Source organism: Streptococcus sp. HMSC073D05 (genome assembly GCF_001812015.1).
Taxonomy (GTDB): domain Bacteria; phylum Bacillota; class Bacilli; order Lactobacillales; family Streptococcaceae; genus Streptococcus; species Streptococcus parasanguinis_D.
In genome coordinates this window covers 1-15459 of sequence record NZ_KV807489.1, presented here as the reverse complement: position 1 = coordinate 15459, position 15459 = coordinate 1, and the positions used below count along the sequence as shown (strand labels likewise).

Below are 15459 nucleotides of genomic sequence, written 5' to 3'. Positions count from 1 at the left end.
AACATATCATCTTGTTGTGTTATACTATAAATTGATATAAACAAAGATGTAGGAGGAACCGAAACTATGACAGCCTCAATGCGTTTAAGATAAGCTGGCAATAAAAAAAGCAGAATCTATACCCGATGATAGGCTTTTTTGTTGTGCTTATTTATACGATATTGAGCATTCATTAGTTACGGTGAGGATATTGGTTATTTAACTATACCTTTATTTAACTATGTCTTTAATATGAATGTTTCCAAATTGTATGTATGCAGACCAAAAGCCACATTGTGGGGTTTGGCCTGCATTTTTTATTGCCTAGAATGCTATTCAAAATAGAAATTCAAGCAAAATAATATGCAGGAGATAATATAAATGGAAAAATACAACAATTGGAAACGAAAATTTTATGCAATATGGGCAGGGCAAGCAGTATCATTAATCACTAGTGCCATCCTGCAAATGGCGATTATTTTTTACCTTACAGAAAAAACAGGATCTGCGATGGTCTTGTCTATGGCTTCATTAGTAGGTTTTTTACCCTATGCGATTTTGGGACCTGCCATTGGTGTGCTAGTGGATCGTCATGATAGGAAGAAGATAATGATTGGTGCCGATTTAATTATCGCAGCAGCTGGTGCAGTGCTTGCTATTGTTGCATTCTGTATGGAGCTACCTGTCTGGATGATTATGATAGTATTGTTTATCCGTAGCATTGGAACAGCTTTTCATACCCCAGCACTCAATGCGGTTACACCACTTTTAGTACCAGAAGAACAGCTAACGAAATGCGCAGGCTATAGTCAGTCTTTGCAGTCTATAAGCTATATTGTTAGTCCGGCAGTTGCAGCACTCTTATACTCCGTTTGGGATTTAAATGCTATTATTGCCATCGACGTATTGGGTGCTGTGATTGCATCTATTACGGTAGCAATTGTACGTATACCTAAGCTGGGTAATCAAGTGCAAAGTTTAGAACCAAATTTCATAAGGGAGATGAAAGAAGGAGTTGTGGTTCTGAGACAAAACAAAGGATTGTTTGCCTTATTACTCTTAGGAACACTATATACTTTTGTTTATATGCCAATCAATGCACTATTTCCTTTAATAAGCATGGAACACTTTAATGGAACGCCTGTGCATATTTCTATTACGGAAATTTCCTTTGCATTTGGGATGCTAGCAGGAGGCTTATTATTAGGAAGATTAGGGGGCTTCGAAAAGCATGTATTACTAATAACAAGTTCATTTTTTATAATGGGGACCAGTTTAGCCGTTTCGGGAATACTTCCTCCAAATGGATTTGTAATATTCGTAGTTTGCTGTGCAATAATGGGGCTTTCGGTGCCATTTTATAGCGGTGTGCAAACAGCTCTTTTTCAGGAGAAAATTAAGCCTGAATATTTAGGACGTGTATTTTCTTTGATCGGAAGTATCATGTCACTTGCTATGCCAATTGGGTTAATTCTTTCTGGATTCTTTGCTGATAAAATCGGTGTAAATCATTGGTTTTTACTATCAGGTATTTTAATTATTGGCATTGCTATAGTTTGCCAAATGATAACTGAGGTTAGAAAATTAGATTTAAAATAAACAATATTGGAGGAATATTTATGTATCTTATTTTCATGTAACTCTTCCTGCTAAAATCGCAGGGTTTTCCCTGCATACAAGCAAATGAAAGCATGCGATTATAGACAGGAGGAAATGTTATGGAATTAATATTAAAAGCAAAAGACATTCGTGTGGAATTCAAAGGACGCGATGTTTTAGATATAAATGAATTAGAAGTATATGATTATGACCGTATTGGTTTAGTAGGAGCAAATGGTGCTGGAAAAAGCACTTTACTCAGGGTACTTTTAGGAGAATTAACTCCCCCAGGATGTAAAATGAATCGTCTGGGTGAACTTGCCTATATTCCCCAGTTGGACGAAGTAACTCTGCAGGAGGAAAAAGATTTTGCACTTGTAGGCAAGCTAGGTGTTGAGCAATTAAATATACAGACTATGAGCGGTGGTGAAGAAACAAGGCTTAAAATAGCACAGGCCTTATCGGCACAGGTTCATGGTATTTTAGCGGATGAACCTACGAGCCATTTAGACCGTGAAGGAATTGATTTTCTAATAGGACAGCTAAAATATTTTACAGGTGCACTGTTAGTTATTAGCCATGACCGCTATTTTCTTGATGAAATAGTAGATAAAATATGGGAACTGAAAGATGGCAAAATCACTGAGTATTGGGGAAACTATTCTGATTATCTTCGTCAGAAAGAGGAAGAACGTAAGAGCCAAGCTGCAGAATACGAACAATTTATTGCGGAACGTGCCCGATTGGAAAGGGCTGCGGAGGAAAAGCGAAAACAGGCTCGTAAAATAGAACAGAAGGCAAAAGGTTCTTCAAAGAAAAAAAGTACTGAAGACGGAGGGCGTTTAGCTCATCAAAAATCAATAGGAAGTAAGGAAAAAAAGATGTATAATGCTGCTAAAACCCTAGAGCACAGGATTGCGGCCTTAGGAAAAGTAGAAGCTCCGGAAGGCATTCGCAGAATTCGTTTCAGGCAAAGTAAAGCATTGGAGCTCCATAATCCATACCCTATAGTCGGTGCAGAAATTAATAAAGTATTTGGGGATAAGGCTCTGTTTGAAAATGCATCTTTTCAAATTCCGTTAGGAGCAAAAGTGGCGTTAACTGGTGGTAATGGAATCGGAAAAACAACTTTAATCCAAATGATCTTAAACCATGAAGAAGGAATTTCTATTTCGCCTAAGGCAAAAATAGGTTACTTTGCACAGAATGGTTACAAGTACAACAGTAATCAGAATGTTATGGAGTTTATGCAGAAGGATTGTGACTACAATATATCAGAAATTCGTTCAGTGCTAGCATCTATGGGGTTCAAACAGAACGATATTGGAAAAAGTTTATCTGTTTTAAGCGGTGGAGAAATTATAAAATTGTTGCTTGCTAAAATGCTCATGGGTAGATATAACATCCTAATAATGGATGAACCCAGTAACTTCCTTGACATACCAAGTTTAGAGGCTTTGGAAATACTAATGAAGGAGTACACCGGAACTATCGTGTTTATCACCCACGATAAACGATTACTCGAAAATGTAGCAGATGTAGTTTATGAAATTAGAGATAAGAAAATAAATCTGAAACATTAAATTTAAGGTAGTCGCTGGTCAGTATAGTCTGTTCTGGTTGGCGACTCCATTGTTAAAGAGTATAAAGACTTTAGATTTTATGAATATTAAAAATAGGAACAGTCAATTGAACTGCTCCTATTTTTCTGCTAAATATATTGTAGTTTTCTTATATGTATAATGATAGATTAGCGGATTCTCATCTACGGTACTTACTTCAAATATGAAGAAGTGATCGCGGTTATCTCTGGACTTTTCCTTATTGAGGACAAAGTAATTCTTACGTGAAGTCGCCATTGTTTTTAGGATATCATCAGTTAGGAAGGTCAATGGAATATTCATGTTAGAGTAGCGGTAGAAGTCACGTTCAAAATCTTGGTAGCTCTCGCTATAATAGTCCATTTGTAGGTGATTACGCTGAAACTCAAGCTGATTCATAGAGCACCTCCTCGACAAGTTCAATACTAATAATGTCTTTTAATTTCAAATTGATGTGACCTGTTGTAGTTTTTATCAAAATGAAATCTTTGGTCAGACTTGGTATTGTTCCAGTGTAGGAAACACGCTTGTTTTTTTCAATCACTTGAATGCGTGTGCGTAGCTGCCCGGCGTATACTTGACTGAGGAGTAATAATTTCTTCTCTAGTGATAAGTCAGACATGTACGTTACTTTGTTTGTATCATCAGAGAGTGCTGATGCATGTTCAGATAGGAAAAAGCCCATCCATTTTTGCATCTTTGTATCCTGGTACTCTCTTGCTGATTGAAATGGTAAATATGAACGGTCAATCATATCAAATCCTTTCTATGCAGAGGCAAGGGTATTTTTATCAAATTGAATCGTAAAACCTTGAATTCCCCCACCTGTGTAACATTCTTTAAAGCGATTGATTACCTCAGTATAGATTATCACAGATGAGCTTGTTGGCTTAATGCTAAATGTAAATTCCAATGGTAATCGGTTTTCAGATTTAGCATGTACTAGTCGTATCGATATTTCAGTTGTTTTGAGTTTTCTCTGACGAAGTTTTGAAGTTGCTGTTTCAACGATTCCATGTAAAAATCTTTCAAGCATTTCAATATCATTACATCCTTTGCTACGGATTTCTGAAAATTGTACTGTATTTTTTTCTTGTTTCATTTTAATCCCTCCAATCCACCCGCGGAATGACCACCGATAAGTTTACTGCGTTCAATATTTCTGGAACCTTCAGTTAGGACGGTTCCTTTTTGTATGGCTAAAAAACCAAACTGTTCTCTGACAACATCAATAGCTGTCTGAAGTCTATTATCTTTTTCAATTTGTTCTACATCATCAAAGAGTGATAGTAGAGTATAGCTTTCATCTACGAAGCCACTATAAGATACACCAATTTGTCTCACTGCACCAGAGGTGTATTTTTTCGGAATAATACAAGTACATGACTCACCATTGTTTTGGGGAGATTTGCGGGTTCAATTTTATTCTGAGCATTTATAGATTTTTTCATCTCAGTCCTAGAATAGCCAATATGAATAGAAACGACAGTAGTCAATACTAGGGCTACTGTTCCGTTCCACAGTATCATTTAAAAATCATTTTCACACCCTTTCGTCTATTAGTATAGAAGAAAGCTCTCAGCACATGAGGAGAAATCATGAGGGATATTCTCAGTTGAATAAGTAAGAGTATAATCTACATCTCCAAAGTAGGAGTGGCCAGTTCCAGCAGAAAGACCTTCATAGGTTTTATAACTGAATAGATCGACTACTTTGTTGTCGAATTTTTCCTGTTCTTCAAGTAATCCTGAGGAATAGACGACAACTTTAAAATCAAATAAGCTAAAAACGCTCTAAAATCATTAAATTGATATAAAAATGTTTTTTATTGTCAAAATATACAATTAAAAAAATTTCCAGTTTTTTTAAAATCACTATCTCAGATGACAATTTAATCAAAATATGATATAATACAGAAAAAGTAAAAATAACAAAAGTAACTTACAAAAGTAAAAGAAAAAAAGTAAATAGATAGCCACGGCGGATATTCCTTTCATTGTTTAGAAGGAGTTGCTGTGGTTATCGTTGTTGCTGAGCTAATTAATTGCTCTTATTACTTAGATGAAGTTACTTTTGTTATTGAATTAATTCAAATAATAATAACGATCAATGAAAGTACTCATCGATATTCCCTTTATGCAGTTTAGAGCACAAAGGAAAATGGTACTGATTTGATCGTTTTTTTGTGTATTGACATCCTAAAACCCAGTCAGAACCTTCAGTCATATTAAACAAGGAGATAACATGAGATTTGTTGTATATAAACATTCACTAGTTTTAGGTGATAACAACATCGTGACAAAGCAATTTATCGTTCTGAAGCACGATGACGGCAACTTACAATTTACTGATTTTCATCGTTATGTTAAATCTACTTCAAGAATCAAGTCTATTTCAGATGATGGGAATAAACGCTTTTCTTACGTTGTTAAGTTTCTAAATTTTATATTTGGTACTTCTGGACTTAAAAGTATAGATCAACTTACACTTGAAATGGTTAGAGAATTTTTTACGCTTTATGGATTATCTCAGTTACCAGGAGATAGAGAAAAAAGAAAGAAAAGCACCGTTGAAAAATGCGTAAATGCAGTTCTTGACTTCTTAACTCTTTATTTAAGTGAGCGAGAGGGAAAGGCTAAGTTAAAAGCAGAAGAATTGTATTCTACGACAACTTTTACGAATAGTAGAGGACGGGTTATAAAGCGTAAAGAACCAAATTTTGAAATATACGTAAATGATAGCAACACTGAGAAAGCTATTTTTCGTGATATGCCAAATAGTGCTTTTGAGATGTTATTTTCTCACATAGCACACTATCATAAAGATCTACTCATGGTTGTGGCCTTGGGGGCCTTTGTTGGCTTAAGACCATCAGAAGCATGTAACGTAAGACGTGAAGATAGTCCTCTAGGACCAGGTATTTTATTTCACCAAAGTGATGGTCAAGTATTTAAGATTGAGATCGATCTACGAAAAGAAATACCTCTTAGAAGCGATTTAAAGCCGACTGGACGGATTAAAAAGGAAAGACTTCAAGCAGTACCTTATATCTTCTTGGAGGTCTTTTTAGACACTTATAACGACTATATGAGTTATCTGGAAGGTAAGAAGTATGAGAAGGACTATGGGCCATTAAATCTTAACAGACGAGGAAAAGCATTATCATACGATGTATACTATCAACGTTTTCGTAAGATTATTCGTGAAGAGATGATCCCAATCTTCTTAAAGTCCGATGATGCAGAGGTTGTTTTCTTCGGTCAACTTTTACAGGAACATAATATTTCCCCACATATTTTCAGACACTGGTACACGACACAGTTAGTCTTATCTGGGGTTTCTGAGATTAGTGTACTCATGTCTGCAAGAGGTGATAAATCTCCTGAGAGTGCTTGGGTTTACCTGCAAAATAAAGGTGAAATCGCAAAACAATATGGTCAAGTTAACAATGGCGTTTTTGACTATATGAATTGGCAAGCAAATGAACTTTTTGGTGATAAGTTAGAAAGGTAATGTATGACTTATTCAATTAAATCTTTGATTGAAAATCTGTTAAGTGAACTCGGAAAAAACGATATACAGTATAAAGGCAAAATTAGTAAGTTTTTAGTTGATAACAATTGGTTTAACATAGAAATTGATTTGGATAACTATTCTATCTCAGATAAAGAGGCTCAATTATTAATAGAAAAAATAACCAATTATCTTCTTGGACCAACTGGTTTAGCAGGAATTCAGCCTATATTTAAACAAAAATTCCCATTAACTTACAAATATTTTCAGCAATACTCAGAAGATAGCAACTTATCTAAAGAAAACATCTTTTATGTTCAAGATTTTCTTGCTTATTATCTAAAAAGAGATTTATTCCTCTGTAATGATAATGAAATTGAATTGTTGGTTGAAGAAGCAGTATATGCACTTGAAAAGCAAAAAGGCGAAGTTTTTATTGATTTTTTAAAGTGGTTAATGAATAAAACGAGATGTAACTATCACAAAAGATATGAATTTACACCTCGATACACATTAGAACAGGAGACTAACGCTTATGAGTTAGACGAATATTTAGAATTACTGTATTTTCTTTTTAATGACGATTACATTAGAAAAGAAGATATGCTTTATAAAGCAGCAATCTCAAAAGACTACGCAGATACATGGCTATTTCTAGCACTTCATTTTATATGTGCGCTACGTGGAACAGATTTAGAACAACTTGGGCATCCACAACTTCCTAGAACACCAAAAGAAGTTCTAAAATCAGTTAGAAGTGGGGATTGGAGTAGCAGTGAGGCAAGAAGAACTCTTTTAAGTATTACAACTCGTTTAACTTATTTAAATATTACTCCAAACAAAACAAAGGGAACTAAAAATATTAGTCAGATTAAATTTCAGGTCCCTGAGAGCTGTCAGGTATTGATTGGAACGTTGTTGGCTATCTGTGAAGCTCATTATCAGTTGAATAAAGATAATAATAATGAACCTTTAATTCGACAAATAAAAGAATATAAACGAATTAGCCGATATATGGGGAAAGAAATTGGAGACTTATTTCTTGAAAGGAATTTTAGTTCTAGATCTGCAAATAAATCCTATCTTCAAACTGTTGCCATGTTAGCAGATGATGTTTTGCAAGAAAAATCTGAGTTAAATATTAAAGGCTATTTTTTAGCTGCATTAGCCCGTAGCCATAAAGGTTCATTCGATGAATTTGCTCAAACCACAACAACGTACCTAAAAGATGCCCAACTAAGTCAGCTTAAACCAGAAATGGTTGCGAGAGAACTATTTGAACGAGGTGTTTTATCTATGATTCCATCAATGCTCCTGACGATTGTTACCAGAGGAAAGTATAAAGAATTAAGTCCTAGTCAACAAACTCAGATGATTAAACAGTTAGATTTGACACCAAATGAGATCGAAAAAACATTGGCTTTAAGTATTCAGGCAGAAGTGAAATCGCAAAAGGCATTAAAGATTTTGGTAGAAGAAGAAGCAGAGCCTAATCAACTTCTTACTATTTGTCATCGTATAGGAAACGGTGAAGCCTTCTCAAAACAAGGTGAAAGCATGTGTCTTTTGTCTGCACTTGGAAAGATTTGTCCATATGACGATAGACAACATTGCATCGGTTGTCATTATGAACTACAAACTAAATCTACTTTATTGTTATTAGTAGGAGAATTCAATCGTTTGAACAAACAATACTCTAGAGTTCGAACTGATTTAGAAAAAGGTAAAATTCGGAGTATTTTAGAAGAACAAATAAAACCTTGTTTAACTGAAATGTTGCAAGCTTTATGCGAGCAATATGGGGATGACGTGTTGCATGATTACGAAGAAATAATAAAGGAGTTAATAAATTGAACAATCAAGCTAAACTTTTTAAAACTGAAAATTATTTTGAACCATTTAACTGTGATTGTGTTCTGCGAGCAAAAGAAGTTTTCGATGATTATTTTGAAAAAGGAATTATTCTAAGTTACGATTTTGATCATAAGAAATGGGAAACTACAAATGAATATGCCAATATTAGCCTGTTTTTTAACATTCCTGAGTTTCAATATAGGAGATTTTATCAATCAATTTTTCAGTTGCCTTATAAGGAATTTATCGATTACTTAAAAAGTTTTATTGTTTTCTCAATGAAACAACATGTTTTAGAAACTTTGCAGCTATTTCTAAGAGATATTAAACGTATTATCAAAAATACAACCAAAGATACGTTTTTAGATTTAGAAAATATCTCTGTAATATTTCCTGGTTTATGTATTGACTTTTTCTCAAATCTTCCCTGTTCAGATGATATTCAACTAAGTCAACTATTGGAGCAATTGGATAATAAATTAACTCTCAACCTTCAAAAAAGGCAGAAGTCAAAACAGCAAAGACAATTAGCGCAATTTCAATCCTATTTTACTTTTAATGACATTTTAAATGATTATTGGTCTCAAACATTATCTAAGAAAGAACGTCTATTTTATTATCCATTGTATCTCTGGTGGCAGATTACAGCGATTTTACCCTTAAGGCCAAGAGAATTTCTTTTAATTCAAAGAAACTGTTTGACCGAGAAAGATGGAAAATATTTTCTTACATTAAGGAGAAATATAATCAAAGGAAGGGATCGACTTGTTGAACATAAAATTTCTGAAGATTATATTTTGAATACTTATGAAATTACTAATTCATTAGCTTCTGAAATAAAGACTTATCTCAAACTTACGGAAAATGATCGTTCTACTAAATTAGATACATTATTTGTGACCGATCCCCATTATAATCGTTGGGGTCGTCGAACAGGTGTTAATAACCGATTTTTAACTTACACTAATCTCAATACTATTTTGAGGTATTTTTTTAATGAGATAATTTCTCAAAAATACGGTTATCAAGTTAATTATTTTAGTTTTCCAGTTAGATTAGATGAAAACGAGATTAATTTGATTCATATTGGTGATACGAGACATATTGCAATGATCAATTTAATTGCAGAAGGGGCTAGTCCTGTTACAGCTATGCTTTTAGCTGGTCATGAAAGTGTGACAACTTCATCTCACTATTTTTCAAATTTAAGCCAATTTATTGAATGTCGTAGTTATCAAATGTATCGTAAACTAACGAGTAAAAACACGAATTACGCCATAAGTAAGAGGCAGCCATTTTATACAGCACAAGGACAATACATCACTTTAGAAAATAAAGGACGGTGTTACTCACCCCGCTTTGCGAAAGGTGATTATTCAGATTGTCTGAAAGTTATTAGTGAGCATGCAGAACTAGGTGCTTGTACGAGCTGTCCTTTTTACCGTAAAGCAGGTAAAGATTATTTTTCAATGGATAAATCATTTAAAAAGTCAGTTGATGAAAAAGCTATGGTTGTAAATGAAGCGATTAGAAAAGTTAGACAAGGGAAGGGTCATATTGAAGATATTGGAGAAGCTTTGTTGAAATTAAAAACAGTTAGCAATACCTATCAAGATTACTTAAATGCTAAACAACTATCTTTAGAGGAGAATAAGTCTAATGGCTAGAAAGAAATCAATTTCTGATGATGAATTGATTCATTTGTTTGAACAGTATTTAATTTCCCAGTGTTCCTGTGATTTAAGCTTGGTAAAAATTCCTCGGTTCGGTGACTATGTGAGGAATCATGGCTATCAAAATGTTGCGGATACAACCATTAGACGTAATAAAAGATTCAGGGATTTTTTAAAAGAAAGTGAAATTAAATATCAAGATGAAAATTATGAGACTGTGATTACTTACAAGACCATAGATCCTGACAATTTTATAGCAAAAAATCGTACTCCAGGTTCTATGAAAAGAGCATTGGTGGAAATTAGCCAATACTATAAGAAAATAGCAAATATTGCGGCTAGCTATAAACAAGAAGCAGATAAATTACGTGCTTTAAATTCTGAACTACAGTCAACTAATGAAGATTTAAAACAGAAGCTACAAAGAGAAAATGAGTTAAGTGATGAGAATCAAAAACTATTACAAATAATCAAAACAAGTGTCTATCCAGAAATTGCGAATGAGCTTTTAAAAGAAGAGGGATTGCTAAAATATTCTCAAAAGGTTATCAGTGAGGATTTCCTAGTAGACAATATCATTACTGCTGAATCAGAAATAGATTTTCATTCTGGTGGTTTTATTGAACAAGAAAATCCTCAAAAATCAACTAAAGTGGTTTCTATTAAAAACTTACTGGACAGCAAAACTAATTATAAATGAGGAAAGAAATGAACAAGAAAGTTAAAGATAATCCAGCTATTTACATGTACTGGGATCAAAAACGAAATGTTCTTGACCCCAAAAAATTGTCGTCAAATAGTTTAAAATATGCCTATTGGTCTTGCCCTTATTGTCAACACCATTGGGAAGCGAAAATCGTTGATGTGCAGCTTGACAGTTATGAATATCTTAGGTGTTGCCCCCATTGTGGATTAGGTGAACGTTCCATTGATGAAAATGAGAGTGTTCTTCAGGTTTATCCCGATTTCAGAAATTATATAAACTACAGCATTGAGCAAGATGAAGAATTAGATGAGAAACTTCTTACTTTGCCGTTCAATAGTAAAAGAAAGTTCAATTTTAAATGTCCGACTTGTCAATTAAGTTGGAAAGATTCTGCGACAAATAAAAGGTTATTCCAACTAACAAGTGGGGATTTATTTCATTTTGGTTGCAATGAAACTACCTATCATTGCGATTACAAATCTGTCTATCCAAATTTAGCTAAAATCTATAGTGATCATTTAAACAAATTTAAATTTAACGAACTGAAGCTGAGTTACAATATAACAGTACCTATTCATTGGGAATGTGATAAGTGTCATTGCAAATTTGAATTATCTATTGATAGATTATTGAACCGAATTAAAAGGAGCGGTCATTACTGTTCGGAGTGTCATTCTTCATTTGAAGAGTTATTGGATAAAGATTTTGATGTTTCTCCTCTATCTTTTTTAAATTCTTCCATGCTCAAGGAGTGGTCTAAAAGGAACAATATTACACCTAATCAAGTTGATGTATTATCTAATGTTCATGTGTTATGGGAATGTACGAATTGTCACGGAGAGTATTCATGTTCTCTATTTGAAAAAACAGATAGGTCTTGTCCATTTTGTTCAAATAGAGAAAAACTTCAGGATTTTAATACACTAAACGAAACACATCCCTATTTGAGGGAATTTTGGGACCTCAGTAATGAAAGGGATTTTTCCGAATATTGGTTTAAGTCAAATAATGTAGTTAGTTGGGTTTGTCCTTGTTGTAAAATCAACTTTCAATGTAGCCCAGCCGAAATGATCAGTCGAACTGATTTAGAAAATCAAAACTTTCAAACATGTCCTAATCAATGTGACTGGAGGACTGAGGTATTTAAAAATAATATTTTCCTTAAAGAGCCAAAGCTGATTAAAGAATGGAGTGATAAAAATAATATTCCTATTCATTTAGCTCAGACAACAATTGAGACCAAAAAATATTGGTGGGATTGTTCAAAGTGTCATGGGACATATTTATGTTCTATCCCAATTCGAAGAGAAGTTTCTCAGTGTTGTCCTTACTGCAACAATGATAAGCCCCTGAAGGGGTTTAATACATTTGATTACTTATACCCTGAACTAGCAAAATTGTGGGCACCAAATAATAAAGTCCCTATAGATAGTTTTGTTCCATTATTAACTGAAAAAAGGTTCTATTTATGGCGCTGCAAAGAATGTAACTTTGAATTTCATGAGCGCTTCAGCATTATATTAAATAAGTATTTAAGTTCCGAGACAAAAGATCTTAAAGAAATGTGTCCGTTTTGTGCAGAATTAAAAGAAAGACAAGATAATATCTCTTTTGAAGATTTAATGAATGAGTGGGACTACCTTAATAATCTTATTCTAGGAGATCCAGAAAGAATCACAAATAGTACGAAATTAAGATTTTGGTGGATTTGTAAGAACAATCCAGAGCATCGTTATAGAATGGCTATCGTAGATAAGATTGCAAATATAAAACGATCTATCGAGCCATGCATGTTTTGTAAAGGGCGTAGACGAAAAAGAGAACATTTTGTCCCTTATAGGAAAATTTAAAAACAAGTTCAAATTTGAACTTGTTTTTTTATCATAGATTTTTATAAAGTACATTATTTTAAAAGATTGTATTTTTAGTTTTCAAGTAGATAATGTACAGAATTTAAGTATGCGAAAGATTTAGTTTTCGCGGGAATAAAGTACATTTTTTGCTCAAAAAAAAATTTTTGTTAACAGCGTTAAACCCTATAACATCTTTCCGAAAAACTATAATTTTCTTGAAAAATATATCTGGCTATGCTATACTACTAGTATAGAAAGATTTGGAGAAAAACATGAAACGCGAGATCTTATTAGAACGGATTGATAAACTCAAACAAGTCATGCCCTGGTATGTATTGGAATATTATCAATCGAAACTGGCCGTTCCCTACAGTTTTACAACCTTGTACGAATACTTAAAGGAATACGATCGATTTTTCACCTGGGTCTTAGAATCTGGTATATCGGATGCTGACACCATGGCCGAGATCCCTTTAGACGTTCTGGAACACATGACCAAGAAAGACATGGAATCCTTTATTCTTTACTTACGCGAACGTCCTTTGCTTAATGCTAACACAACTAAAAATGGAGTTTCTCAAACGACAATAAACCGTACCCTTTCTGCACTATCTAGTCTCTATAAGTATTTGACCGAGGAGGTTGAGAATGAGCAAGGGGAACCTTATTTCTACCGTAACGTCATGAAGAAGGTTGCTACCAAGAAAAAGAAAGAAACCTTGGCTGCGCGAGCCGAAAATATCAAACAAAAACTCTTTTTAGGAGATGAAACAGAAGGTTTTCTTAACTATATCGACCAGGAGTACCCTCAAACACTCTCAAATCGCGCCCTATCCTCCTTTAATAAGAATAAAGAGCGAGATTTAGCCATTATAGCACTCCTTCTTGCTTCTGGTGTCCGTCTCTCTGAAGCCGTTAACCTAGACCTTCGTGACCTCAATCTTAAGATGATGGTGATTGACGTCACTCGAAAAGGTGGAAAACGAGACTCTGTCAATGTTGCTGCCTTTGCTAAGCCTTATCTAGAGCAATATCTTGCTATTCGAGACAAACGTTACAAGACAGAAAAGACTGATACAGCTCTATTCTTAACCTTGTATCGAGGTGTTCCAAACCGGATTGATGCTTCTAGCGTTGAAAAAATGGTGGCCAAGTATTCAGAAGACTTCAAAGTCCGCGTGACGCCCCATAAACTACGCCATACATTAGCAACGCGTCTCTATGATGCAACCAAATCACAGGTTTTGGTCAGCCACCAGCTGGGACATGCCAGCACACAAGTTACCGACTTGTATACGCATATCGTTAATGATGAACAGAAAAATGCCTTGGATAGTTTATAAAATTACATAACGTAAATTATGTAAATGATTTTTATGTTAGAAAAAGAGCGTAGATTTTTATATGGAATCTTACGCTCTTTTATTATTCTATAAAAATTCAATCCAATAATTTCTGTGTGGCTCAATTATAACTGGTTTTCCCCAAAATGATTTTAGATAAGCCAGGTTTGCAGGGGTGACAGGTCTTTTTTCACTATTATACTTTTCTGCACTTTCTTTCGTTAAAAAGCATTTAACTGCTTCATATGGTGTTCCGTCACTCGCTATTCGATCAATTCCTAAATAAGCAATTTCATCATCGGCCTTCGGAAAATCTGTAAATAGTTTACCAATAAAATAAACCGTCTTATCTTTCATTAATTCATAAGCTTTACTATTTTCCAATCTGTTATTCGCTGCAGCGTACATGATACAAAAGCTATCCACGATATCTTTCAAAGGCATTAATTCTTCTTTGCTAACGATTATTTCCTCAGGAGCAAGACCACCAATGATTAAGTTTTTATAATAAGGTTGCTGGATGACGTTATCTAAAGCCATTCCTAATGGTAGTTTGACAGCTTGATAGCCTAATGGTTCTAGCGCTTGCTTTTTCTGGTCAAGGTGTTCTTGTGTAATACTGACATACAAATCATATGGACTTGAAGATTGTTGCTTTCTAAAAAAAGCCACGACTATACGATCTAACTGTTCAAATAGACCAAGATTTTCCACTGGAACTCTCATCATCGAATATAATCCCCTTTTGTGTTCAGATTTCCTCTATATTGTACACTCATAGTTTTCGAATATCAAGAAAAGAGACCATGTCATGAACGAACTTTCGTTTTATTACGATATCATCTACCAAGCATAATTTTTCTCACCGCAGGTAGCCATGGCTGCTAATAATTCCTCTGGTGTCAGTTTCTTCAAGCCTCCATAGGTTGGATCCTGTACATGTGTATCGGGATCTAGATAATAGATTGATGAGATGTCCTTGCCATCTGCTGTCAATTCATAGCCTACTCCAATCACATTATGTTCCCCACTTTTTCCAGGATAGATTTGTGCTACATTGAAGGTGTAATAGAGAGGATATCCATCATCAATATCTTTGCGCACACGTTCTTTAAAGAGACGGATATCTTCCGAATCTGGACGAGCATCTGTTACAGTAACCAGTCGATAGCCTGCCTGATTTCCACTTGGTTCCGGATAGCCAAATAGATTCTGATTCAAGACGCGAATGGCATCTCGATTATGAGTCCCATAGGGATTATAAGTCCCCATTTCCTTAGCCAATTGATGTTGAGAGACGCTAACCCCTCGACTAGCCAGCATCATATGGACTGTCGC

The 15459-nt window shown here is 34.5% G+C and carries 14 protein-coding genes; 8 read left to right on the top strand and 6 right to left on the bottom strand.

Annotated features, from left to right (window positions below; all coding sequences use genetic code 11):
* Positions 1-360: 360 nt before the first annotated feature.
* A complete protein-coding gene (mef(A), locus tag HMPREF2832_RS03430) occupies positions 361-1578 on the top strand; it encodes a macrolide efflux MFS transporter Mef(A) (protein ID WP_000417519.1) in 1218 nt (405 codons plus the stop codon).
* A 119-nt stretch (positions 1579-1697) separates the two neighbouring features.
* Complete coding sequence (gene msr(D) / locus HMPREF2832_RS03425) at positions 1698-3161, top strand: ABC-F type ribosomal protection protein Msr(D) (protein WP_000420313.1); 1464 nt, start codon at positions 1698-1700, stop codon at positions 3159-3161.
* A gap of 117 nt (positions 3162-3278) precedes the next feature.
* On the opposite strand, the gene HMPREF2832_RS03420 is transcribed toward msr(D), so the two are convergent.
* Genes HMPREF2832_RS03420 through HMPREF2832_RS03405 form a run of 4 tightly spaced genes read right to left on the bottom strand, consistent with a single transcriptional unit; the run spans position 3279 to position 4523 of the window.
* On the bottom strand, positions 3279-3578 hold the full coding sequence (locus HMPREF2832_RS03420; protein WP_001072467.1) for a DUF5960 family protein: 300 nt from the start codon (positions 3576-3578) through the stop codon (positions 3279-3281).
* Positions 3565-3933 carry a hypothetical protein gene (locus tag HMPREF2832_RS03415; protein WP_000567222.1) on the bottom strand — a complete coding sequence of 123 codons (369 nt, stop codon included), beginning with the start codon at positions 3931-3933 and terminating at the stop codon, positions 3565-3567. Before HMPREF2832_RS03415 ends, HMPREF2832_RS03420 begins: the two co-directional genes overlap by 14 nt.
* A gap of 12 nt (positions 3934-3945) precedes the next feature.
* Positions 3946-4281 (bottom strand): DinB/UmuC family translesion DNA polymerase, encoded by a 336-nt coding sequence (locus HMPREF2832_RS03410; RefSeq protein ID WP_000806926.1) that lies wholly within the window; start codon positions 4279-4281, stop codon positions 3946-3948.
* On the bottom strand, positions 4278-4523 hold the full coding sequence (locus HMPREF2832_RS03405) for a hypothetical protein (protein ID WP_001813542.1): 246 nt from the start codon (positions 4521-4523) through the stop codon (positions 4278-4280). Before HMPREF2832_RS03405 ends, HMPREF2832_RS03410 begins: the two co-directional genes overlap by 4 nt.
* A 900-nt stretch (positions 4524-5423) precedes the next feature.
* Between HMPREF2832_RS03405 and HMPREF2832_RS03395 the strand changes: the two genes are divergently transcribed.
* From HMPREF2832_RS03395 to xerS, 6 genes are all read left to right on the top strand, one after another.
* Entirely contained in the window at positions 5424-6692 is a 1269-nt protein-coding gene (locus HMPREF2832_RS03395) for a site-specific integrase (protein WP_049504285.1), read from the top strand.
* Positions 6693-6695: 3 nt separating this feature from the next.
* Positions 6696-8546 (top strand): hypothetical protein, encoded by a 1851-nt coding sequence (locus tag HMPREF2832_RS03390; protein ID WP_009731043.1) that lies wholly within the window; start codon positions 6696-6698, stop codon positions 8544-8546.
* The gene (locus HMPREF2832_RS03385; RefSeq protein WP_036757408.1) at positions 8543-10213 is read left to right on the top strand and encodes a hypothetical protein; all 1671 of its coding nucleotides are present in this window, start codon (positions 8543-8545) and stop codon (positions 10211-10213) included. The genes HMPREF2832_RS03390 and HMPREF2832_RS03385 overlap by 4 nt, the downstream gene beginning before the upstream one ends.
* Positions 10206-10919 carry a hypothetical protein gene (locus HMPREF2832_RS03380; protein ID WP_036757412.1) on the top strand — a complete coding sequence of 238 codons (714 nt, stop codon included), beginning with the start codon at positions 10206-10208 and terminating at the stop codon, positions 10917-10919. Before HMPREF2832_RS03385 ends, HMPREF2832_RS03380 begins: the two co-directional genes overlap by 8 nt.
* Positions 10920-10927: 8 nt before the next feature.
* A complete protein-coding gene (locus HMPREF2832_RS03375; protein WP_070505552.1) occupies positions 10928-12775 on the top strand; it encodes a zinc-ribbon domain-containing protein in 1848 nt (615 codons plus the stop codon).
* A 275-nt stretch (positions 12776-13050) separates the two neighbouring features.
* A complete protein-coding gene (gene xerS / locus HMPREF2832_RS03370) occupies positions 13051-14121 on the top strand; it encodes a tyrosine recombinase XerS (RefSeq protein ID WP_003001539.1) in 1071 nt (356 codons plus the stop codon).
* An 87-nt stretch (positions 14122-14208) separates the two neighbouring features.
* On the opposite strand, the gene HMPREF2832_RS03365 is transcribed toward xerS, so the two are convergent.
* Complete coding sequence (locus tag HMPREF2832_RS03365) at positions 14209-14850, bottom strand: hypothetical protein (protein WP_070505551.1); 642 nt, start codon at positions 14848-14850, stop codon at positions 14209-14211.
* 114 nt (positions 14851-14964) lie between these two features.
* On the bottom strand, positions 14965-15459 hold a 495-nt coding region (locus tag HMPREF2832_RS03360), incomplete at its 5' end, for a C39 family peptidase (RefSeq protein WP_186823063.1).